At 68.1% G+C, this 22,113-nt stretch carries 19 protein-coding genes; 10 read left to right on the top strand and 9 right to left on the bottom strand.

Features of this window, described 5'->3' with window-relative positions; genetic code table 11:
* Positions 1 to 7: 7 nt before the first annotated feature.
* Together RJ05_RS13380 and RJ05_RS13375 are read right to left on the bottom strand one after the other, a co-directional pair.
* Positions 8 to 991 carry a PDR/VanB family oxidoreductase gene (locus tag RJ05_RS13380; protein WP_081597309.1) on the bottom strand — a complete coding sequence of 328 codons (984 nt, stop codon included), beginning with the start codon at positions 989 to 991 and terminating at the stop codon, positions 8 to 10.
* Between the two features lie 59 nt (positions 992 to 1,050).
* On the bottom strand, positions 1,051 to 1,971 hold the full coding sequence (locus RJ05_RS13375; protein ID WP_036537409.1) for a metal-dependent hydrolase: 921 nt from the start codon (positions 1,969 to 1,971) through the stop codon (positions 1,051 to 1,053).
* 98 nt (positions 1,972 to 2,069) lie between these two features.
* Here RJ05_RS13375 and RJ05_RS13370 point away from each other — a divergent pair, with 98 nt between their 5' ends.
* Positions 2,070 to 2,672 (top strand): TetR/AcrR family transcriptional regulator, encoded by a 603-nt coding sequence (locus tag RJ05_RS13370; RefSeq protein ID WP_036537408.1) that lies wholly within the window; start codon positions 2,070 to 2,072, stop codon positions 2,670 to 2,672.
* A gap of 112 nt (positions 2,673 to 2,784) precedes the next feature.
* On the opposite strand, the gene RJ05_RS13365 is transcribed toward RJ05_RS13370, so the two are convergent.
* Positions 2,785 to 3,660 carry an alpha/beta fold hydrolase gene (locus tag RJ05_RS13365; RefSeq protein WP_036537407.1) on the bottom strand — a complete coding sequence of 292 codons (876 nt, stop codon included), beginning with the start codon at positions 3,658 to 3,660 and terminating at the stop codon, positions 2,785 to 2,787.
* A gap of 184 nt (positions 3,661 to 3,844) precedes the next feature.
* Complete coding sequence (locus tag RJ05_RS30880; RefSeq protein WP_156090822.1) at positions 3,845 to 3,991, bottom strand: hypothetical protein; 147 nt, start codon at positions 3,989 to 3,991, stop codon at positions 3,845 to 3,847.
* 427 nt (positions 3,992 to 4,418) lie between these two features.
* Here RJ05_RS30880 and RJ05_RS13360 point away from each other — a divergent pair, with 427 nt between their 5' ends.
* From RJ05_RS13360 to RJ05_RS13345, 4 genes are read left to right on the top strand one after another with little or no spacing between them, the layout of a single operon-like run.
* A complete protein-coding gene (locus RJ05_RS13360) occupies positions 4,419 to 6,188 on the top strand; it encodes an MFS transporter (protein ID WP_249040463.1) in 1,770 nt (589 codons plus the stop codon).
* Positions 6,185 to 6,385 carry a hypothetical protein gene (locus tag RJ05_RS13355; RefSeq protein WP_036537406.1) on the top strand — a complete coding sequence of 67 codons (201 nt, stop codon included), beginning with the start codon at positions 6,185 to 6,187 and terminating at the stop codon, positions 6,383 to 6,385. Before RJ05_RS13360 ends, RJ05_RS13355 begins: the two co-directional genes overlap by 4 nt.
* Positions 6,382 to 6,786 carry a hypothetical protein gene (locus RJ05_RS13350; protein WP_036537404.1) on the top strand — a complete coding sequence of 135 codons (405 nt, stop codon included), beginning with the start codon at positions 6,382 to 6,384 and terminating at the stop codon, positions 6,784 to 6,786. The genes RJ05_RS13355 and RJ05_RS13350 overlap by 4 nt, the downstream gene beginning before the upstream one ends.
* Entirely contained in the window at positions 6,783 to 8,120 is a 1,338-nt protein-coding gene (locus RJ05_RS13345; RefSeq protein ID WP_036537403.1) for a membrane protein, read from the top strand. Before RJ05_RS13350 ends, RJ05_RS13345 begins: the two co-directional genes overlap by 4 nt.
* A 4-nt stretch (positions 8,121 to 8,124) precedes the next feature.
* Here RJ05_RS13345 and RJ05_RS13340 read toward each other — a convergent pair whose 3' ends face one another.
* A complete protein-coding gene (locus tag RJ05_RS13340) occupies positions 8,125 to 11,064 on the bottom strand; it encodes a type II toxin-antitoxin system Rv0910 family toxin (protein WP_036537418.1) in 2,940 nt (979 codons plus the stop codon).
* A gap of 121 nt (positions 11,065 to 11,185) precedes the next feature.
* Between RJ05_RS13340 and RJ05_RS13335 the strand changes: the two genes are divergently transcribed.
* Positions 11,186 to 11,833, top strand: a complete 648-nt coding sequence (locus RJ05_RS13335) for a TetR/AcrR family transcriptional regulator (RefSeq protein ID WP_036537402.1) — start codon at positions 11,186 to 11,188, stop codon at positions 11,831 to 11,833.
* Positions 11,834 to 11,847: 14 nt separating this feature from the next.
* On the opposite strand, the gene RJ05_RS13330 is transcribed toward RJ05_RS13335, so the two are convergent.
* The 4 genes from RJ05_RS13330 to RJ05_RS13315 form a co-directional block, all read right to left on the bottom strand.
* Positions 11,848 to 13,293, bottom strand: a complete 1,446-nt coding sequence (locus tag RJ05_RS13330) for a flavin-containing monooxygenase (RefSeq protein WP_036537401.1) — start codon at positions 13,291 to 13,293, stop codon at positions 11,848 to 11,850.
* 235 nt (positions 13,294 to 13,528) lie between these two features.
* Entirely contained in the window at positions 13,529 to 15,364 is a 1,836-nt protein-coding gene (locus RJ05_RS13325) for a glycosyltransferase family 2 protein (RefSeq protein ID WP_036537400.1), read from the bottom strand.
* Positions 15,361 to 17,253, bottom strand: a complete 1,893-nt coding sequence (locus tag RJ05_RS13320) for a hypothetical protein (RefSeq protein WP_036537399.1) — start codon at positions 17,251 to 17,253, stop codon at positions 15,361 to 15,363. The genes RJ05_RS13325 and RJ05_RS13320 overlap by 4 nt, the downstream gene beginning before the upstream one ends.
* Positions 17,246 to 18,445, bottom strand: coding sequence for an NAD-dependent epimerase/dehydratase family protein (locus RJ05_RS13315; RefSeq protein WP_081597304.1), 1,200 nt, complete (start codon positions 18,443 to 18,445; stop codon positions 17,246 to 17,248). The genes RJ05_RS13320 and RJ05_RS13315 overlap by 8 nt, the downstream gene beginning before the upstream one ends.
* A 304-nt stretch (positions 18,446 to 18,749) precedes the next feature.
* On the opposite strand from RJ05_RS13315, the gene RJ05_RS13310 reads away from it, so the two are divergent.
* The 4 genes from RJ05_RS13310 to RJ05_RS31920 all read left to right on the top strand — a co-directional run.
* A complete protein-coding gene (locus tag RJ05_RS13310; protein ID WP_051016536.1) occupies positions 18,750 to 20,375 on the top strand; it encodes a SulP family inorganic anion transporter in 1,626 nt (541 codons plus the stop codon).
* 87 nt (positions 20,376 to 20,462) lie between these two features.
* Positions 20,463 to 21,131 carry a GAP family protein gene (locus RJ05_RS13305; protein ID WP_036537397.1) on the top strand — a complete coding sequence of 223 codons (669 nt, stop codon included), beginning with the start codon at positions 20,463 to 20,465 and terminating at the stop codon, positions 21,129 to 21,131.
* A gap of 114 nt (positions 21,132 to 21,245) precedes the next feature.
* Positions 21,246 to 21,620, top strand: coding sequence for a PLD nuclease N-terminal domain-containing protein (locus RJ05_RS13300; protein WP_036537396.1), 375 nt, complete (start codon positions 21,246 to 21,248; stop codon positions 21,618 to 21,620).
* A 283-nt stretch (positions 21,621 to 21,903) separates the two neighbouring features.
* Positions 21,904 to 22,113 (top strand): hypothetical protein (locus tag RJ05_RS31920; protein WP_036537395.1); only part of this gene is annotated, 210 nt, incomplete at its 3' end.

Below are 22,113 nucleotides of genomic sequence, written 5' to 3'. Positions count from 1 at the left end.
ATGGCGTTCAGAGATCGATCACGAGTGAGTGGCCCGCCGCGCGGGAGACGCAGGTGAGCATCCGGTCCTCGCGTTCGGCGGCGGTGAGCAGCCGGTCACGGTGCTCGACCGCGCCGGCCAGCACGGCGACCTTGCAGGTCCCGCAGAAGCCCTGCCGGCAGGAATAGAGGACATCGGGCACCGCGCGCGCGATGGCGGTGAGAGTGGTTTCGGCCGCATCGACGCGCACCGTCGTCCCGGTGCGGGCGAGGGTGAGATCGAAGGGCTTGCCATCCAGGACGGGCGGAGCCGAAAAGCGTTCTGTGTGCAGCGAACCGGTGGGATTCACCTCGAAGAAGACCCGCTGCGCTTCGGCCAGGACCGGCGGCGGACCGCAGACGTACACCGCCGCGCCCGGCGCCGAGCGGGCGATCAGCTCCGCGATCCGCGGGCCGCCGTATTCATCGTCGGGCAGGACCTCGGCGGTGGCGGGCAGCTCGTCGAGAAACGGCATCGTCGTCCGCGACCGCCCCAGATAGATGAGCTGCCCGCGCGCACCCGCCGCCTGCACCATCGGCAGGATCGGGGTGATGCCGATACCCGCAGCGAGGAACAGGTACGACGGTGCGTCGACGAAGCTGAACGCGTTGCGCGGTCCGCGCACCCGGATCGGGTCACCGGTGCGCAGGGTGTCGTGGATTTCGACCGAACCACCGCCACCGTCGGCGAGGCGGCGCACCGCGATCCGGTAGGAGTACCGGTCGGCGGGATCCCCGCAGAGCGAGTACTGGCGTTGCTTGCCCGACGGCAGCACGAGGTCCAGGTGCGAGCCCGGTGTCCATGCCGGTAGCGGGCCGCCGTCGGTGGCGCGCAGCTCGAGCACGCGCACGTCCTCGGCTGCCATGGTGCTCGACGCGAGGACCATGGGCAGTTCGAAGCCGCTGCGTCGCACCGGCTTCGGTCGCGACAGCAGGGGCGCCACCGGACCGGCTACGAACAGGTGTTTGTACATGTCGACGGCCGTGGCCAGCACGCGAAGGCTCGCCGGGGCAGCGGGGCGGTCGGTCACCTTCACCACGCCACCAGGTGCTCGTCGCCGTCGGGCGCCTCCACCGCGCGGGCCGCGGGCGAATGAGCCAGGTACCGCAGCGCGTTGTCCATCGAACCCAGCTGTGAGGGGTGAAAGCTCGGCCGCAGATACCGGGGCATCTCGGTGAAGAACACCGTCCAGCTCGGAATCACCCCGCGCGCGGTCGCGCTGAGGAATTGCAGCGGCCAGAATCGGCCCTTGTCGGGCGAGGGGTCCTTGCGATACAGGTACGCCGTCGACACGATGAACAGCGGCAGCAGGGTCGCGGTGGCCAGCAGTGCGGTGCGCGCCCGCCGGGCATAGCCGCCGTCCAGGTGCATATAGGCGTCGAAGACGACACTGCGGTGTTCGACCTCCTCGGCGCCGTGCCAGCGGACCAGGTCGAGCATCGTCGGGTGCATCCCCTTCTGCTCGAGTACCTGCGCCTCCAGCAGCCATTCGCCGATCACCGCGGTGAAATGCTCCATCCCCGCGAACAATCCGAGTCGTTCGCGCAGCCAGGCGCGTTTGGCCCGCCCGTTCAGGCCGTGATCGCCGAGCACGCGATCGACCAGCCACGACACCGCGTGCACGTAGCCCTCGGCGTCCAGGCCGAGCGATTGCAGGTGTTTGCGGGCGCGTTCGTGGCTGCCCGCGTGCATCGTTTCCTGGCCGACGAAGCCCTGCACTTCCTCGCGCAGCCGTGGGTCGTCGATATGGGGCAGCGCCTCGGCCAGGGCCATCGCCATCGCGCGTTCGCCTTCGGGCAGCACCAGATGCATCACGTTGACGATGTGGGTGGCCAGGACCTCGCCGGGGATGTAGTGCATGGGCACCGACTCGAAGTCGAAGTGCACGTCCCTGGCGTGGATCGCGTGCGCTTCCTCCTGGTACGGACGCCTCGTCGCGTCGTTCTCCGCCATGCGCCGACCGTACATTGCAACAAATCACATTGCAATGTTGCAGCAACAAATCGCGGCGGAATGTTGCACAACGGTGCCGGGTTGCTACGTTGGGAGCTGTGACCACCGCGGCAACCAGCAGGGACGACCTCGATTCGATCGAATCGCGGATCCTCGAGGCCGCCCTCGTGCAGTTCGCCGACGTCGGCATCAAGAAGACGACGATCGAGGACATCGCCCGCAAGGCCGGCGTGGATCGGGTGACCGTCTACCGGCGCATCGGTTCCCGCGACGATGTCGTGCGCGCGGTAGCGTTGCGCGAAGTGAACACTGTGCTCACCGAATTGGAAGATGTCGCGGCGCGCAACGACACGCTGGCCGATCTCGTCGCCGACATCTTCGTCACCGTCGTCACCCGCTGGCGCGAGCATCCGCTGGTGCGGCGGATGCTGACGGCGGAGCCGGATCGGCTGCTGCCGCAGCTCACCACCGAAGGCGGCGCCGCGTTCACGGTGTCGACCGCCGCCGGTGTCGCGGCCCTCCGGCAGGCGGTCGAGCGTGGCCTACTGACCGACTCGCCCGACTTGAGCACCAGGGTGGAAATCGCCTGCCGGATCGTGCACTCGCTGATTCTGCAGCCCGTGGGTTCGGTTCCGCTCGACACCGACGATCAGTTGCGCGAATTCGCGCGCAAGTACTTGGTGCCCATCGTTTCCGGCTGAGCGAGGTCAGCCGGGCAAGCCGCTGCGGCGTCGCGATCGGATCGTGCCGGCCCGAGATCGGCGCGCGGTCCGGTGTTCACGCAGAGCGGGGGATGCCGCAGCAGGCGGGATTTCATAAGGCGCGGTCCAGATGTGGCCGGTGGGCGGTGTCGTCGAAGTCGAGAATCAGGTCGGCCAGCAGTTGCGGTTCGTCCAACTGCGGGCAGTGTCCGCAGGTGTCGAGTATCCGGACCGTGGCACCGGGGTATGTCGCGGCTGCGCGGTAGGCGGCGGTGAACGGAATCAGTTTGTCGCCGCGGCCGTGCACGAACAGCAGCGGCGCGGGGGTGCCCGGCGGATAGCCGGCATCGAATTCGCCGAGCAACGCGCGGCCGGCGGCGGCCAAGGCGCCGAGGGGGTCCGCCGCGGCGAACAGGTCGAGGAAGTATCGCACGTGCTCGGGGTCGCTCGCCCGGCCGCGATAGTGCAGCATCCTGCGGGTATAGCTGTGCGCCGGTCGCAGGCCGAACATGGCCCGGGGCAGGCGGATCCGCGCGAGCAGGGCCTCGGACGGGCCGTACGGGCCGAACGTGACGCGGACAAGCGGACGGTAACCGAAGCCGGGGATGTCGATCGGCACGCCCACCCGGATCGGCAGCGACGGGTCGAGCGCCGCGCGCAACGTCAGCCCGGCGCCCATCGAGTTTCCCGCGAGAACGACGCCGTCTTCGCCGGCGTGTGCGCCGACCACGGCCGCGACGAACGCGTCGAGGGCGGGCAGAATCGGCTCACCGGCCGCGCGGAGGTGGATCGGTGGCAGGTCGACGGCGACGGCGCGACGGCCGCCCCTGGCCATGCATTCCAGTACTCGGAGCCAGGTGTCGGCCCGGTCGTAGACGCCGTGCAACAAGACCACGGTGGGGCCGTCGCCGTCGCAGCTCAACTGCCGGGTCGGTATCGCGTGGTAGTCGCGAACGGTTTCCCGTATGGGGGCGCTGTCCGGTGCCAACTCGTTCCCTTTCGACTCCGCCGGGGATTGCCCGGCGAGGCCGTGCCCGCACCGGCGTGCGGCCGGTGAAACCGGCGTCGTCGAAGGTGGCGGCACTGCCTACCGGACAGGCAGAAACCTACACGCCAGTATGTATGTATGCAACGGTTCCGCTGCTTGCGAAATCGGGCGGGTGGGGGTGCCGCTATTGCGCGTCCGTGCCCTCTTCGGCATCGGCGTTGAGCGCCTTCTCCAGCTCCACTCGCAGCCTGTTCGCGGTCGAGGTGTCGCCGGCGTCTTCGGCGGTGGTGATGTCCTGGCGCAGCTGGGCGATCGTGTCCTGGGAGACCATGGATCCTCCTTCGAGGTGTCGGGTCGGTTGTCCCTGACGGGATGTCCGGTTTCGTGCCGGAGAAACCGCCGGATTGCTCCATCGGCGGGGTACGGTGCCTTTCCGGATATACAAGGTGAGACCGGTGTCACAGTCGATCGGTGAACGGTTGTTCTCCGAAAGGGTCGGCCACGTTCTCGTCGTGTGTGGCGATGCGTTTCGGGTATGGCAGCAGATGTGGTCGAAAAGCATCGGCCATCTGCATGATGACGGAGCTGTCCCGATGTCCGAAATTATGTAGTACTGTCCGTAACATTCATATGAGACGAGTGTTGACTCATTGCAGTGGGAGGTCTTCGTGTCCGGCGCGATCCACGACGTGGTGGCAGGGGGGCTGTTCGCACAGGGCTCCGAAGGTGGCGGGGCGGCGCTGGACCAGGTCGCCATCATGACCGGCTCGGCGGGCGTCATCGCCCTGGTGCTGCTGTGGGTCGGCTACCTGCATCGCACTCGCCGCATCAGCTGGCTGGGCAATCTGGCCGACCGTCTCGGCGCCCTGGTGAACCGGCCCGGCTGGGTGGCGCTGCCCGTGGTGATGTTCCTGGCCACCATCCTCACCGCGCTGCTCGGCTTCATCTGGGATGTCAGCCTGCATATCGGCAACGGCCGCGACGAAGGCCCGCTGGCCAACCCGGCGCACTACTTCATCCTCGCCGGCCTGTTCTTCCTGTTCACCGCGGGCATGCTGGCCATCGTGCTGCCGCTGGACGAGAAGCCCGGCGTGGCGGCCGTGCGCATCACCCGCACCTGGTACGCGCCCGTCGGCGGCATCTTGATCGCCGGTGCGGGACTGTACGCACTGATCGGATTTCCGCTCGATGACATCTGGCACCGGCTGTTCGGACAGGACGTCACCCTCTGGGGGCCAACGCATCTGATGCTGATCGGCGGCGCCGGGTTGTCCCTGGTGGGTGTGCTGCTGCTGGAATTCGAGGGTTCGCGCAACCGGCCCGACCCGGAACGTGCCGACAACCGGGTGAACTGGCTGCTGCGCGCGTTCGCCTTCGGCGGCCTGATCATCGGGTTGTCGGTGTTCCAGGTCGAATTCGATTTCGGCGTCGAGCAATTCCGGTTGGTGCTGCAGTCGATGCTGATCGTGGCGGCGGCAACGGTGACGCTGGTCGCGGCCCGCGTGACCCTCGGCGCGTTCAGCACGTTCGTTGTCGTGGCCTTCGCCGCGGTCGTGCGCGGAGTGATCGCCTTCCTCGTCGGCGGTCCGATCATCGATGCGCCGCGCAATGTCTTCCCGCTGTATCTCGGTGCCGCGGTCGTGGTGGAGCTGATGGCCTTGCTGCCACTGGTTCAGCGGCGGGTGTGGTGGGGTGCGCTGACCGGTTTCGCGGTGGCGACCGTCGGCATCTGGCTGGAATCGCTGTGGGTGTCGGCGATGTTCGTCGATCCGTGGCCCGCGGCCATGTGGCCGGAACTGCTGGCGATGGCGGTGCCGACGGGCGTGGCAGGCGGTGTGGTCGGCGCGCTGTTCGGGATGGTGCTGGGGGGTGAGCCGCTGCCGCGGCCGCCGGTGCGGCGAGCGCTGGTGATCGCCGCGGTCGTCATCGTCGGGGCGGCCACGGCGAACGGATTGATCATCGAGGTGCCCGAGAAGGCAACGGCCACGGTGACATTGCGCGAGGCCGAACCGGTCGACGGCGGGCGCATGGTGACCGCCGATATCCGGTTCACCCCCTCCGACCTGGTCGGCGAGGACCCCGAATGGGTACAGATCCTGGCCTGGCAGGGCGGTGTCGGCTCCGACAGCCCGGGGCGCGGACTCGTCGTCGACCATCTGCGCCGCGTGGGCGAAGGCCATTACGAGTCGACCGCACCCGTTCCGGCGTACGGCACCTGGAAGACGGTGCTGCGGGTGCAGGACGGGCGAATGCAGACCGCGCTGCCGATCTTCATGCCCGAGGACCCGGGTATCGGTGCGGCCGAGGTGGCGGCGCCGCCGGAGTTCAGCCGGGATTTCGTCGCCGAGATCACCGTGCTGCAACGGGAACGCTCCTTCGATCATCCGGCCTGGCTGTTCGGCGCCGCCTCGCTGCTGGTGCTGTTGTGCAGTCTCATCCTGATCGGTGCCCTGTCATGGGGTGCCGCGCGGATCAACGACCGCTACCTGGCGGCGGCGCCGCAGCCGAGTCCGGTGAGCGGCCGATGATCGTGGCCGTCGACCGGGTGGACGTGCTGGCCGACCACTCGGTCCTGCTGGCGGTCCCCGCCTTCGCCCCGGCGTTCGTGGTGGTCGGCATCATCGTGTTCATCGCGGTACGCGACCGGCGTGCCGAGAAGCGTGAGAACGACCCGGAAGCCGCACCGGCCCAGCACCATCCGCCCGACGATGAGGAGCCTCGATGACCCGCACCTGGCGGTACTGCGCGCTGACGCTGCTGGCAGGCGCCACCCTGCTGGCCTGTTCGACCACACAGGACCAGTCCACCAGCACGTCCGCACCACCGGCCGCTTCGGCCACCGATGCGGCCGCCGCGGACGCCCTCGTCATCGAGGTGCGCATCGCCGACGGCTCGGTCACGCCCGTCAACGCCCGCTTGGACGCCACGGTGGGCCGGCCGATCGAACTGGTCGTCGACAGTGACACCGAGGAGGAGCTGCACGTGCACGCCACCCCGGAACACACGTTCGCGGTGCAGCCGGGAACCGGGCAGCGGTTCGCGTTCACCGTCGAGGTTCCCGGCCGGGTCGAGATCGAATTGCACGGATCGCATCGCACAGTGGCGACGGTGGACGTCCGCCCGTGACCGAACTGCTCGCGCATGGGATCTCCGGTGCGACCGATCTGCCGATCCCGTTGTCGTATGCGCTGATCGGGGCGGCCTGGGCATTGACGTTCTCGTTCGCGGTGCTGGCCTTCGCGTGGCGGGAACCGCGGCTGGAGCCGGATTCTCCGGGCGTTCGGCTGCCCCGATTCCTGCGTACCGCGATGGATGCGCCGTCGACACGGACGGTGCTCGCAGCGGCAGGTGTGCTCGGTGCCGCTGTCGTGGTCGCGGCGGGGTTCGCCGGTTCTCGGGATCCGGCCGACAATCCGGTGCCCGGCATCGTCTACATCTTCGTCTGGGTGGGTGTTCCGGTGGCGTCGCTGATCTTCGGTCCGGTATGGAAGGTGGTGTCGCCGGTACGAGCGGTGCACCGGCTGCTGTGCCGGATCACCGGGCGAGCTCCCGGCACAGGGTTGATTCCGTACCCGGAGTCGTGGGGGTATCGCCCCGCGGCGGTACTGCTGTTCAGCTTCGTCTGGCTGGAATTGGCGTCACCGGAACCGGGTTCGGTACTCGCGGTGACCATCTGGTTCACCGGATACCTGCTGATCGGCTCCGCCGGGCTGATCCTTTTCGGCACTGTGTGGGCCGAGCGCGCCGATCCGCTCGAGGTCTACAGCAGCCTGCTCGCCCGGCTGAGCCCGCTGGCGCGTGGTGCCGACGCGGCGCCGGTGCTGCGGTGGCCGCTGAACAATCTGGCGGGCACTCCCGCGCTGCTCGGTTCGGTCGCCGTCGCGGCGACCCTGCTGGGATCGACGGCGTTCGACAGCTTTTCGATGTTCCCGGGCTGGCGCGATCTGCTCATCGAGGTGGGCGGCGATTCCACCCTGGTCACCACGGTGCTGCGCACGGCCGGGCTGCTGGTATTCATTCTGGTGGTCTGGGCGGTCTTCGAGCTGGCGACCCGCGCGAGCGGCGGCTTGTCCCGCGCGCAGCGGGCGAGGTTGCCGATTCGGCTCGCGCACAGCCTGACCCCGATCGTGGCCGGCTACATCATCGCCCACTACCTGACCTTCCTGGTAGAGAAAGGGCAAGCGACGCTGATCCTGTGCGCGGACCCATTCGGGCGCGGCTGGAATATCGCGGGCCTGGCCGACCTGGACGTGCATTACATCCTGTCCAGCCACCCTTCGGTGCTGGCCACTATCAAGGTGCTCGCCGTGCTCACCGGCCACATCCTCGGCGTGGCCGCCGCCCACGACCGCTGCCTGCGGTTGCTCCCGCCGCGGCACCGGCTGACCGGGCAGCTCGCGCTCATGCTGGTGATGGTCGGTTTCACCTTCACCGGGCTCTATCTGCTGTTCGAGGCCTGAACGGTCACCGGCCTTTCCAGACCGGATCGCGCTTCTCGGTGAAGGCACGCACACCTTCGGCCGCGTCTTCGGAGAACAGGGCCGGCGAGGCGATGTCGGATTGCCGGTCGAAGGCTTCGCCGGCGGTCCAGTCCGCGGCTTCGTCCACGATCCGTTTGCTGCCGAGCACGCTCAACGGCGCATTGACCGCGATGCGCTCGGCGAGGGCGAGCGCGGCGGTCAACGCGCCACCCGGTTCGGCGACCACGTTGACCAGACCGAATTCGGCCAGCTTGGTGGCAGGCATGGGGTCGCCGGTGAGCGCGAGTTCCATGGCGATATTGCGGGGCAGGCGCTCCCGCAACCGCATCACGCCGCCCGCCGCGGCGATCAGGCCCCGCTTGGGTTCGGGGATGCCGAACTGCGAGTCACTGGCCGCCACGATGAGATCCGCGGCCAACGCGAGCTCGCAGCCACCGGCCAGCGCGGGACCCTCGACCGCGGCGATGAGCGGTTTACCCGGCGGCTTACCGGTGAGTCCCAGGGGGCCGCGGCCTTCGGTCAACGGTGCTTCGCCGCCGGCCATGGCTTTCAGGTCCATGCCGGAACTGAAATAGCCGTCGGCGCCGGTCAGCACGGCGACCCGGAGGGCGGGATCGGCCTCGAACGCATCGCACGCCCGCTCCAGCGCGACGGCCATGGCGTGGTTGACCGCATTGCGGACTTCGGGCCGGTTCAGGGTGATGATCATGATCGGACCCTGCCGCTGTACCAGCACCGGAGGCGGGGGAGGGGCGGGCAGCTCGGTCGGGCGGTCGCCGTCGATGGTGATCTGCTCGCCGCGAACGGTGACGGGGAGTCCGAGGGCATCGGTGTCGGTGAGCGTATCGAGGAACCCGGATTCCTTGCTACGCAGCAGAACTCGCGCCCCCTCAGGGGTGAGTAGGCTCAGGATGGCGGCTTCGGGGCGGCCGTCCCTGTCGTAGGGCAGCGTGTAGGCCTCGACCACGGCCGGCCCTTCGTAGCTCTGACGGACCGGGCGGGCAGGTGGATGGTCGACGATCGGCCGCAGGTGCGTGTACGCCTGTCGCGGCGGCGTCGCCGAGTAGATGCCGATCGCGTGTTTGGTGACATACCAGCCGAGCGAGGTGCTCAGCCCGAATGTTTCGGGGTCCGCGCGCAGCTGCTCGATCATGGTGGCGACCGCGTGCGTGCCGTAGTTGTTGCCCGGTCCGCCGCCGAAGGTCAGCCCGCCGGTCACCGACAGCGGGCGGTCCGGATCATCGACCGGCAGACCGAGCTCGCGGGCCGCGATCTGCACGGCCACCGGGAAGCAGGAGTACAGGTCCACCGGTCCGATGTCATCGATCCCGATGCCTGCGTGTTCGAGCGCGGCGGCGCCGATGGTGCGGATCGCCGGGGACGCCGCCAGTTCGGCGCGCTCGGAGACGAACCACTCGTCGTGCGCCGACGACCCCGCATGCACGAACACCCAGCTGTCCTGCGGGATACCGGCCGCCTCGGCGGCCGCGGCGCTGCACAGGATCAGCCCCGAGGCCATATCCACCTGAAGGTTGGCGCACAGCAATTTGGTGTAGGGCGCCGACACCATCCGGTTGTCGGCCGTGGGGGTGATCAGCTCGTCGGCCGTGAATTCCTGGGGTAGCCAGGCATTCGGGTTGTGCGCGGCGACCGCCGACAGTCGCGACCACAGTTCGCCGATCGCGCGCAGATGCTGCTTGGGTTCATGGTCGAGGCGATGACGGTTGGCCGATTCCATGAGTGCGTACATGTAGATGGGCGCACCCAGTCCGGCGGCGATTTCGGCGGGATTGTTCGCTTCGCGGTCGATGCCCGCCGTTCGCGTCGGCGCCACGTCGGGGCCCTGCTCCGGCCAGGCGATCTCGGTGCCTGCGCGTTGCGCGGCGGCCAGGGTGGCGCCGGCTTCGGCGCCGGTCACCAGCACCATCTCGTAGGTGCCCTCGGAAATGGCCTGGGCGGCTTCGTTGATCAGCAACTGGCCGCCGTCTCCGCCGTATCGCGACGACTGCACGGTGTCGGCCTCGTGCGCGCCGACGGCCGCCGCCACCAGCGCACCCATATCGCGGTACTGCCAGGAGGCGCTGGCCACCGCGAACACCGCGTCCGCGGCGGCGAGCAGGCTCTCGTCCGCTGCGGCGTCGGTGGCGGCCAGGCGCAGGGCCCGTGCGGCGAGTGTGGCCGGATCGGCGGCGGTATCCGGTGTGTGCGAGACGAACTGGCCCGCACCGACCAGGACCGGCGTGTTCGGTGGGAGCGTGCGTCCGGAGGCTTTGTGTACGACGGGTTTTCGTGCCACGCGGCGAGCCGGCAGCGGTCCGGCGGCGGCCACCTGGTCCGGCACCCGGTCCAGCGACTCCCGCAGCGCCTCCGACAGGGTGCGCACCAAGGAGGCGCCCAATGGCCCTTCGACGGGCTGCCCGGACAGCCCGGCGTCGAAACAGGCGAGCGAGCCGTCGCCGTCGGGGTACACGGTCAACCAGAATCCGAGCGTCAGCCCCATCGGCCCGCGACCACGCAAGGCGATCGCGGTGGGTTCGGCCGAGGTGACCGTCCACGCGATGTCGGCGGGCAACCCCATGAACTTGACCTGCTGGCCGAACTCCAATCCGGCATATGCGCCGGTCGGGGTCTCACCGCGGAAGGCGGCGTGCATGGTGAGCCATTCGGGGAATCGGGCGGGATCGGTCAGGTAGGCCGCGACCGCTTCCGCGGGGGCATCGAGGTGCTTGGCGGCGTGTGCGCGTTTGCCGAACTCCGCCAGACCGGCGGGCGGCACGTGGTCGGTGTCGATCGATGCGGCGGCCGCAGAGTCGGCCCGGCCGAGCGCGCCGGCGGCGAGTTCCCGCAGGATGCGCGGGTTGCCGGCCACGGCCTCGGTGAGCTGACGCACCGCCCGCAGCTGGTTGCGCGCTTGCTTCAGCATCCTGGGGACACCACCCACGTCGGCCACCACCTTGTCCTCGCTGTTGATGGAACTACTGAATGGTCAATAGTTCCGTGGAACTATTAGATGTTCAGTAGTTCCACGTGTCAATATTGATGCCGTGACCAGACCGGGTGCGCCCCTGCCGAGCCTGCTCAGCCGCGCCATGACCCAGGTGCTCGGCGCGGTACCCGGCGGCGACGACACCGACGCCAAGGTCCTCGACGCCGCCCTGCGGGTGCTCGCGCGGCGCGGCACCCGCGAAGCCACGATGGACGACATCGCCGCCGAATCCGGCGTCGGCCGCACCACCCTGTTCCGTCGCTACGCCAGCAAGGATCAGCTCTTCGAACGCGCCCTGGCCCGGGATATGGGCCGCATCCTCGATGACCTCGCCGAACGTTTCACTACCGTCACCGACCCCACCGAACAGGTGGTCATCGGCTTCATCACCGGCCTGCGCCTCGGCGACCACATTCTGTTCCGGGATGCCGACCAAGTGCGCCGAGCCGAGCTGCTGCAGGCGCTCGGCCACGGCGATCCCTCGCCGATCTCGCTGGGCTACAAGGCCGTTCGCGCCAATATCGCCAAGGCGCAGGCCGAGGGAAAGATCCCGGTCCGCGACCCCGACGCCCAAGCCGACGCGCTCATCCATTTGATGATCGGCTACCTCGCGGCGCCGAGCTTCGCCGTCGACCTGACCGATCCCGTCGCGATGGAACGACTCGCGCGCGCGGCCGTCGCGCCGATCCTCACCGGAACCATCTGACAGCGGGCCCTGGGTCAGGACACGATCTGGTAATCGGCGGGATCGAATTTCGCCTGCGCCTTGTACTGGAACCCGAGCAACGGCCAGTTGGTGGTGATGCGTCCATCGGGTTGGCGATACCAGGACGAACAGCGGCTCCACACACTGCCGGACAGCTCGCCCTGGATCCGCTCGTCGAAAGCCTGCTCGACCTCGGGCCGTATGGCCAGCGGGGCTCCGACCCCGCTCATATGGCTCACATAATCGCCCAGGTACTTCGCCTGCGCCTCGAGGAAATAGATGATCGAGCCGCCGCCGGTATTGGTATTCGGGCCGTACATGATGAACAGATTCGGGAACCCCGGCACCGTCATCCCGAAGTAGGCGCGAGCGCCGTCCTTCCACTCCTCGTGCAGTTCGCGGCCCTCGCTGCCGGTGATGGTCATCGGGGCGAGGAACTCGGTGGCGGTGAAGCCGGTACCCCAGATGATCACCTCGGCCTCGTGCTCGACCCCGTCGACGGTGCGCACGCCCGAGGGGGTGATCTCGCTGATGCGGTCGGTGCACAGCTCGACATTCGGCTGGGTCAGCGCAGGCAGATAGTCGTCGGAGAACAGGATCCGCTTGCAGCCCACCGGATAGTCCGGCCACACCTTCTCGAACAGGCCCGGCTTGGCCTTGGTCTGCCTGCGCATATGCCATTTCGACACGCCCCGGATCGCGGCGGCCAGCGGTTTCGCGTACACCCATGCCACGCTGAGCCCCTCCACCACGCCGTACCAGGTCACCCGCTCGCCGAGTTCGGTCACCGGCGCCTTCTCGAAGACTTTGTGGTGCAGCGGCGAGAATTCGCGGTCCGGGCGCGGGACGATATACGGCGCGGTTCGCTGGAACACCGTCAGCCGCTCGGCCAGCGGCTGGATCTGGGGGACGAACTGGATGGCGCTGGCGCCGGTGCCGATCACCGCGACCAACTTGCCGGTGAGGTCGATATCGTGGCGCCACTGCGCGGAATGGAAGCTCTCGCCCGCGAACCGCTCCCGGCCGGCGATCTCCGGCAGCGACGGCCGCGCCAGCTGACCGACCGCGGACACCACCACATCGGCGGTGACGGATTCGCCGGTGCTCAACCGCACCGTCCACGTGCGGGTCGAGTCGTCGAACGCCGCGCCGAGCACCTCGATACCGAAGCGGATGTGGCGGCGCACGTCGTACTTGTCGGCGACCTGGCGCATATAGTCCAGAATTGCCGGCTGCCGCGAAAAGCGGTGCGGCCAGCGCGGATTCGGTTCGAAGGAGAACGAGTAGAACGGCGACGGCACATCGCAGGCCGCTCCCGGATAGGTGTTCTCCCGCCAGACCCCGCCCACATCGTCGCCCTTCTCGAACACGACGATGTCGTCGAAGCCCCGTTTCTTCAACTCGATCACCGCGGCCAGCCCCCCGAAGCCACTTCCGATGACCGCGATCGTGGGCCGCATCCCGATTCCTCTCGCCGCGCCGGCCGAACACCTCCAGTGTTCAACATTCCCGGGCCCCCTGCCCACGGGTTCGACACAAAGTCGGTGATTCGGTGTGAGCCGATCCGGGTGGTGCGCCGGCGTCCACACCGTCGCGTCCGGGCCGGGCCGAGCGCGCCGGCCGGAAGCACCGGCGTGGCGCGTCCGAGCCGGTTGGTGGGGTGGCCCTGACCTGCGTATTGCCCGCTGTCGACGGTTATCGCCGGACTCGGCGGGTCCACGGCCGGTCGGCAGGCAGACGTGGATGCAGTGGCGGGAAGACCAGGCTCAGCGCTGCCCCGAGGGTGAAGTAGCTGCGCAGCACGCGGAAGCCGAGATAGGCCGGAATGTATTTCACCGAGGCGGGCCGCCAATACAGGCACACCATGGCCGCCATGATCATCTGCATGCCGAGCACGGTGGCGACGATCGGCTGCCACCGCAGTTCGCCATAGGTGGAGCGGAACACGACCTCGACCACCACCGCGAAGACGAGCAGCGGTGCGAGCATGGCCCGCCGGGCGGCGTTGACCAGTTGGAACGGCAGCACGAAACTGCCCGTCATCGATCGGCGATCGAGCAGGATGGCGCGATTGTGCCCGGTGATGTGATAGATGCTGCGGAACCAGCGCACCCGCTGTTCGCGCAGGTGGGCGTAGGAGACGGGGGTCTCGCTGTAGTAGGTGGCCTTCGGGTCGGCGATGGTGTGGTAGCCGGCCGCGTCCATCCGCAGGCAGATATCGGTGTCTTCGCCGTTCATCCCCTCGACCATCCCGCCCACCTTCCGCAACACGCTGCGGCGGTAGATCGCGAACATGCCGGGGACGCCGAGCACGCCCTGGTAACCGACCAGCGACACCTGGAAGAAGCCGTGGCGCAAGAACACCTCCACCAGCCGGACCTTGTCGATCCAGGTCTGCTGCTGCACCGGCAGCGGTAGCCCGCCGACCGAACCCACCCGTGGATCGGCGAAATGCCGCATGGCGGTCTGCAGGCAACCGGGCGCGATCACCGTGTCGGCATCGATGCGGACGATGAACTCCTCGGTGATGCGCTCGACGCCCATGTTCAACGCGATCGCCTTACCGGGGGTTTCGCATTCGAGGACCTCGCCGGTGATCGCGGTGCACTGCCGGATCGCACGTTCGGCGACGGCGAAGGTGTCGTCGGTGGAAGCGTTGTCGACGACGTAGAGGTGGATGCGCCCGGCATAGGTTTCGGCGGCACGGTCGACGGCGGCGATGGTCGCGGCGATATCGTGTGCCTCGTCGTGGGCCGGCACCAGCACGGCGACCGGAGGCGAGAACCTGCCCCGCCGTGATCGGGTGATCGCCCGCCAACCCAGCAGCGCCGTCACGGTCGCGAAGATCTGCTGGGCGAGAAAGACTCCCGGACCCATACCACCGAGCAACGCCCAATCCCGCAGATCCAGCACCACATCGAGAAACGCCTGCTCGAACACCGCCGCGAGCGCCAGCGCGAGGGTGAACGGCACGAACAGCTTGACGTAGGCCATCGCCGGTGTGCGTGGACTGATCGTCATCCGCACCGGCTCGGGCAACCGGGCCTGCCGCAACACCGTGTGCGGGAAGATCGCCAACGCGACCAGCGCCGAAGCCACCTGTTGCCCGAACACCGAGATCCGCAGCAGACCGAGATCATCGAGTAACCACGCGAGCACATCGAAGAACACACATGAGGCCAGGAACTTGCCGAGCAGCGACACGCCGAGGAACAGCCGCCGCCACCGATTGCTGTAGGCGTAGGCCGCATAGGTCACGAAGAACACGACGATGAAGATGCGCGTCGGCATGGCCACGTTGCCGCGGTCGCCGGCCAGAATCACCAGGTCGTTGCGCTCGACCAGGTCGGTCTGATGCAGCACCGCCTGAAGGCACATCGCGATGACGGTCAGGCCGGTGAAGCTGATCAGGAAGCCGTTGCTGGCACTTGCCGGCCGGTCCACCGAATAGCCCGCCGGTGCGCTGTCCACCGAGCGGTAATAGTCGGCGATGGCGGTGGGCGCCGGGCCCGCGGATGGTGCGCTGTTCACTCAGGGATGCCCGTTCCCGCGGCGCCGGGCGGGGCGAGCGCGCCGCCGCCGTCGAGCGTGACGTTGCCGCCCGGTGTGATCACCTGGACGCATTCGCGCCCGAAGGTGGGTAGGGCGACGTCGTCGGTGTCACCGGAATAGCTGATGGCCAAGCCTTTCGCGCCCGCTACATCCGCGCACTGAACCACCAGGCCCGTGTCGAAGGCCGACACATCCAGCACTGCGGCCGAAGCGCCCGCCATCAGCCGGCCGTCCTGCAGGCGCACCAGAGTGTTCACCGCCGGACTCTCACCCACCAGGACGAAGGGGGCGCTGGGCTGCGGTTCGGTATTCCAGCGCCACTGTGGGTGGTGGGGTGCCGGCAGGAAATGCGCGAGAACCGGAACCACCGCGTTGAGCAGGTCCGTGGTGTCCTTGGAATCGGCCGCGGGCAGGTAGATCACATATCCGGGGGCGAGGTCGCGGGGTACCGCGGTGAAGCCGGCTGCGGGGTCGTCGCCCAGTTCGAGGGCCGAGGAGGTGAGCAGCTGGATCGGATAGCTGCTCACCCGCACATCACAACCGCCCAGATCGCGGTCGCGTTGCACGCTCAGCGTGAGATTGTTGTCCAGCAATTGCGCGTCCGGCGGCAGCGGTATCGACACCGGTTCGGTGGTGTGCGCGAGCGGGCGGCTGTCCAGCAGCCTGCCATTGAGCTCGACGTTGAGCAGCCAGGTCAGATCCGGGGGAGAGGCGGGCAGCTGGAAGGCGACGCGCACCGCCCTGGGTAGGCGGCCGCCGGGCAGATCCGCCAGCGCGTAACGCACTCGCCAGCGGCGGCTTTCGGTGATCTGGGCTTCGGACAGGTCCGTGCCGAGTGCGTCGAGGCCGACGGCGTCGCCGGTGAGCGTGGTGGTGGCCACCGCTCGCGGATCGGCCGCACCGCGGTCGGCGGTCACCACCGCGGGCGTGGTCAAGAACTGGGAGATCACCGTGGGATCGGCTTCCACCACCGCGAGCACCGGGCTCTTGCCGACGGTGCCGACGGCGACGCCGTCGTCGGTGCCCATGCTCTCGGCGGCTACCCAGTCGGTGGTATCGGCGAGCCGCTGCGCGGGACCGATCAGGATCGCGTTGTATGTGTCCGAATCCGGCACCTCATCGCGATAGGTGATCTCGTAACCGACGCGGCTGAGCGCGAGGCCGAGGTCGGCGGCCATCGTGCGCCATTGATCCGACAGATCGATCGGCACCAGGGTAAGCCTGCGGCCCCACGTGGCGACGATGTCGCGCACGGTGTGGACCGGTTCGTCCAGGGCCGCCTCTACCACGGTGCCGGGGTCGAGATGGATCACCATGCCGGCGGCGCGATCGGAGGTGCAAGTTTCGTGATGCAGATTGCCGCGGGTGCGCACCTGCACGCGGACCCGCCCGTCCGCCGCTGCCTGGTCCGGTATGTCGACCAGGTCGTCGAGGGCGTTCTCACCCCGGGGCAATTCGCGCTGGTAGACCTGCTGCCCGTCGAACGAGACGATCAGGAATACGGTGCTGTCCTCGGCGACCTGAGTGGTTCCCGACAGCCGAAACCGCGTCTGGCGGGGCGTGGAATCGACCGGCAGCGTCACCAGGAAACTCGTCGACGGCGCGTCGCTGGTCAGCCAGCTGCCGTCCGGGCGGCCGAGATCGGCCAGGCTCGTGGTGAAGTGCCGTTCGGCCGGGACGTCGAAGTCGGCGTCATCGCCTGAGCTGCCGAACCACACCGGCCGGACCACGGCGAACACCAGCAGTAGCGCACCCGCCAGTCCGAGCACCCACCAAGCCGAGCGCGGCACCCGGCGGCCGTGCTCGCCGGGAAAATAGTCGGGCGGCTCGGACTGCTCGGAACGCGGTGGTGGAGTGTCGTCAGCCATGCACCTGCTCCTCGGCGCCGGCTCTGCGCTCCTCGTTCCAATACGACCTGCACGGAATGCGGTTCACATCCACCCGATCGGCATACTTCTGCGCGATATCGACCGATTCGCGTAGCAGGCCCGTCGCCAACCGGGTCGGCTCCAGACCCAGCCCGAGCAACCGGTCGTTGCGGGCACTCAACTCGTTCGCCTCGGCCTCGACCCGGGGGTTGGCGACCCGGTCCACCGTGGCGCCGACGATCGTCGCGACCAGCTCGGCCAGATCGCAGATCCGGTGGGTTTCGGTGACCTGATTCATCACCCGGACCCGGCCGTCGACCTCCGCCCCGGATTCCGCCGCGAGCCGGATACACCGGACGGTGTCGCGAATATTGATGAAGGCCCGCGTCTGGCCACCGGTGCCGTGGACGGTCAGCGGGTAGCCGATCGCGGCTTCCACCAGGAACCGGTTGAGCACGGTGCCGAAATCACCGTCGTAGTCGAAGCGGTTGATCAGCCGCGGATCCAGCTCGGTCTCGTCGGTCTGGGTGCCCCAGACGATGCCCTGGTGCAGATCGGTGATCCGCACGCCGTCATTGCGGGCGTAGAACTGGAACAGCAACTGATCCAATGATTTCGTCAGGTGGTAGATGCTGCCCGGCTGGGTGGGATACAGGATGTCGCGGCTGTGCTGGATACCCTGACGGTCGGGATAGCTGACGGTCAGATACCCCTCCGGCAGATCCACCGGAACCGATTCGTACCCGTAGACACCCATGGTGCCGAGGTGGACCAGGTGCGCGTCCAACCCCACCTGCACCATCGCGGCGAGCACATTGTGGGTGGCGTTGAGATTGTTGTCGACGGTGTAGCGCTTGTGGGCCGGTGATTTCATCGAGTACGGTGCGGCGCGCTGTTCGGCGAAATGCACGATGGTGTCGGGACGTTCGGCGTCCAGGAACTCGGTCAACTGGTGGTAGTCACGCGAAATATCGAGCTGCACGGTCGCGATCTGGCGGCCGGTGGCCTCCTGCCAGGCCCGGACCCGCTCGGGCAGCGAGCGGATCGGCGTCAGCGACCGCACACCGAGCTCGTCATCGATGCGACGGCGAACCAAGCTGTCGCAGATCGTCACCTGGTGACCATGTGCCGACAGGTGCAGAGCGCTCGGCCAACCACAGAATCCGTCCCCGCCCAGTATCAGCGTCCGCATCTCGGCTCCTCTCGGAAGTGGCGGGCAGCAGGTGTCAGTTCCGGGTGCGCGGCGCCCGAGCCGGCGGCGCGGATCGGGTCAGCATCGCATCGCCCGAGACCGAGGGCCTCACCCGCGTCGGGTGAAACCAAAGGTGGCCGGCGCTGCCGTGGGCCGGTCACCCCTACCGGGTGATGTGCGCGGGCCTCGCATCGGCGACAGTCGGGGACGGATCACTCGGGAGGAGCCGGATATGACCTACGGGAGCAGCTGAGCTGTGCGGGGGTTACCGCAGCGGCTGCGGACTCTGCTGCCACGCGAACGCATGCGGAAGGCGGATGTGATCGCGGGGTTGTCCGGTGCCATCGGCAGTGTGCCGGACGGCATGGCGGCGGGGGCGCTGGCCGGGGTGAGTCCGGTGCACGGGCTGTACGGGAGTATGGCGGGGCGGCTGTTCGGCAGTTTCGGCACGAGTACCCGGTTGATGGTGGTGACCGCGACGAGCGCGTCGGCGCTGGCCGCGGGGTCGGCGCTGACCGAGGTCGCGGCCGAGGACCGGGCGGCGGCGCTGACCACGCTGACCTTGATCGCGGGCATCGTGATGATCCTGGCCGCGGTGCTGCGCCTGGGCCGGTACACGCGGTTCGTCTCGCATTCGGTGATGACCGGATTCCTGATCGGGGTGTCGGCGAACATCGTCTTCGGGCAACTCGCCCAGATGACCGGGGTGAGCGCGGACGCCGATCTCGCGGTGCTGAAGGCCGTCCAGGTCCTGACCCATCCGGGCCGGATCGACCTCGCTTCGCTGACGGTCGGGCTGACGGCCTTCGTGCTGCTGGTGGGGATCGGCCGCACCAGGTTGCGGCTGTTCGGGTCGCTGGTGGCGCTGGTGGTACCGACGCTGCTGGTCATCGTCCTCGACTGGGATTCGGTGGCGCGGGTCTCGGATGTCGGCGCGATACCGACCGGGTTTCCACTGCCGCATCTTCCCGATCTCAGCGTCTTGTCGCCCGGCCTGATCGGCGGCGCCGCGGCGGTCACGATCATCGTGCTCGTGCAGGGAGCGGGCGTCGCGCAGTCGGTGCCCAATCCCGATGGTTCGCATTCTGATTCGAACCGCGACTTCCGCGCGCAAGGTATCGGCAATATCGCCGCCGCGGTGTTCCGGGGGATGCCGGTCGGCGGCTCGGTCGGCCAGACCGCGCTCAACGCGACCGCCGGGGCGCGCACCCGGTGGGGCGCGATCTGGTCCGGCATCTGGATGCTCGCGATCCTGGTGGTGTTCGCGCCGCTCGTCGGTGCGGTGCCGATGCCGACGCTGGCCGCGGTGCTCATCATGGCGGCCTTCGGTGCGCTGGATCCGGTGCGGCTGTCGGCGATCTGGAGCAGCGGGGCGACCTCCCGGATCGCGTTGGTCACCACCTTCCTGGCCACGCTGCTGCTACCGGTGACCGCCGCGGTGGGAATCGGAGTGGCCTTGTCGCTGGTGTTGCAGCTGAACCGGGAGGCCATGGACCTGAAGGTGGTGCGGCTGCGTGCCGAGGGCGATCGCCTGGTCGAGACGCAGGCACCCAGACGCCTCGTCGACGACGAGATCGTGATTCTCGACGTGTACGGCAGCCTGTTCTACGCCGGAGCCCGCACATTGCAGGCGCGGCTGCCCGACCCGAAGGGCGCACGGTCACCGACCGTCATTTTGCGATTGCGCGGCCGCACGAGCGTGAGCGCGACCTTCCTCGCCGTCGTCGCCGACTATGTGCGCCGGCTCGACGAGGTCGGCGGAGCGCTCTACCTGAGCGGTGTCGATCCACGGGTTCGCGATTTCTGGACCGATGAACTGCTCGACAAGCAGGGGGTGCGCCTCGAGTTCTTCCCGGCGACGCCGACAGTCGGGGAGTCGACGCTGGCGGCCTACGCCGAAGCCAGGCTGCGGTCCCGCCGACCCGACTAGCGATTTCACCCGCATCGAATGACGAGCCCGCCCGCTCACGCTGGATAGCGTGGGATTGCGCGGTTGTTCGGCGAACAGGAGCCGGGAATGGGCGATCTGCTGATACAGCTGATTCCGGTGATGAGCGGGCTGGTGGTCACGCCAGGTGCGGTCGTCGGGTGCGTGCTGCTACTGCATTCGCGGCGCCCGATCCGCAATGCGCTGGCTTTCGGCGCCGCGTTCATCGTCGTGTACTCGTTGATCGCGATCTCGGCACTGCTCGGCGGAGCCTCCGATCCCGGGGCGACATCGAAGGACGTCTCGCACGGTGCGGGCCTGGCGGTCGGCCTGCTCTTCCTGGCCGCCGGTGTCTGGGTGTGGCTGCGCCGTCCCGCCCGGCGCACGACCGCCGACGAACCGCCGAAGTTGTTGCGGGAATTGGAATCCAGCGGACCACAGCGGGTGTTCGTGATCGGTATCGCGCTGGCCGTCATCAACCCCAATATGTTTCTGATGATGTCGGGTATGGCCACGATCTCGAGCTCACACGCGAGTGCAGGCATCGCGTTGCTCGCGACCCTCCTCTTGCTGGTGGCGGCGTCGCTGGACTTCCTGATTCCGATCGGGGTCTACCTGATCTTCGGCGAGCGTGCCAGGCGATGGCTGGATGCCTTGCAGGTCTGGATGATCCGCAATACCCGTCTGCTGTCGTTGGCGGTGCTCTTCGGATTCGGTGCGCTGTTCACCGCGCGCGGCATCGTCGAACTGGCGGGGTGACCGCGGGAATTCACCCGGGACGGGTGAGTCGCAGACCGCTGTGTCGCTCGTAGCGTTCGGATCATTCGCTTCCGGCCGACGGCGGCCGGGGTTCGACGACGATCGGGGTTCGACATGTCGGTGTGGGAAGTTCTTTGGCTGATGCTGGTGAGTTTCGCGTTCATCGCGTACCTGCTGCTGTTGTTCTTCATCATCGGCGACCTGTTCCGTGACCGCGAGACGTCCGGATGGGTGAAGGCGGTATGGATCGTCTTCCTGTTCGTGCTGCCGCTGCTGACCTCCCTGGTGTATCTCATCGTGCGCGGCAAGGGGATGGCCGAGCGGCAGGCGACGGCCGTCCGCGAAGCGCAGACGGCGCAGCAGGAGTACATCCGGGAAACAGCGGGTACCAGCCCGGCCGCGCAGATCGCCGATGCGCGCAAGCTGCTCGAGGACGGCACCATCTCGCAGGCGGAGTTCGACCAGCTGAAGACCAAGGCCCTCAGCTGAAGCTGCTGCTCGGCAAGGACGCGGGCGTGGCGTTCCAGGGTGACCAATCGGTCCGGTCCACCTCGACCGGGCAGCTCGACACGCCGGACACCCATTTCCCGATCGTCACCCTATAGCTCCACCCGGTACGGGCCCACCATCGCAGCAAGATCGATGGTGGGCCCGTCGTCGTGCGTGAACACATTCCTACGGTCAGCGGTCGATACGACATCGAGATCGTCGCGAAGCATTTTGAAAGGGAAGTGTTCCGGTAAACTGCGGCCGAAGCAGTGGTCCTGAGCTAGTGGGTATCGAACCGTCACGCATCGGAGGCCTGATGGCTGGTTCGCACGATCTCGATTCGCATCATCGTGTCCGGCCGGCCGGGCCCACCGAGATACCCGCATTGCCGTTCACACCGATTCCGCGGCCGTTACTTCTCGATGAACTGAATCAATTCGCGGTGGCCGCCAACGGCCGGGTGCTGTTGGTTTGCTCGCCCGTCGGCAGCGGC

The sequence above is a fragment of the Nocardia cyriacigeorgica NBRC 100375 genome, assembly GCF_000308555.1.
Lineage (GTDB): Bacteria > Actinomycetota > Actinomycetes > Mycobacteriales > Mycobacteriaceae > Nocardia > Nocardia cyriacigeorgica.
The sequence above is the reverse complement of the archived record's forward strand: the minus strand, read 5'-3'. Positions and strand labels throughout refer to the sequence as shown.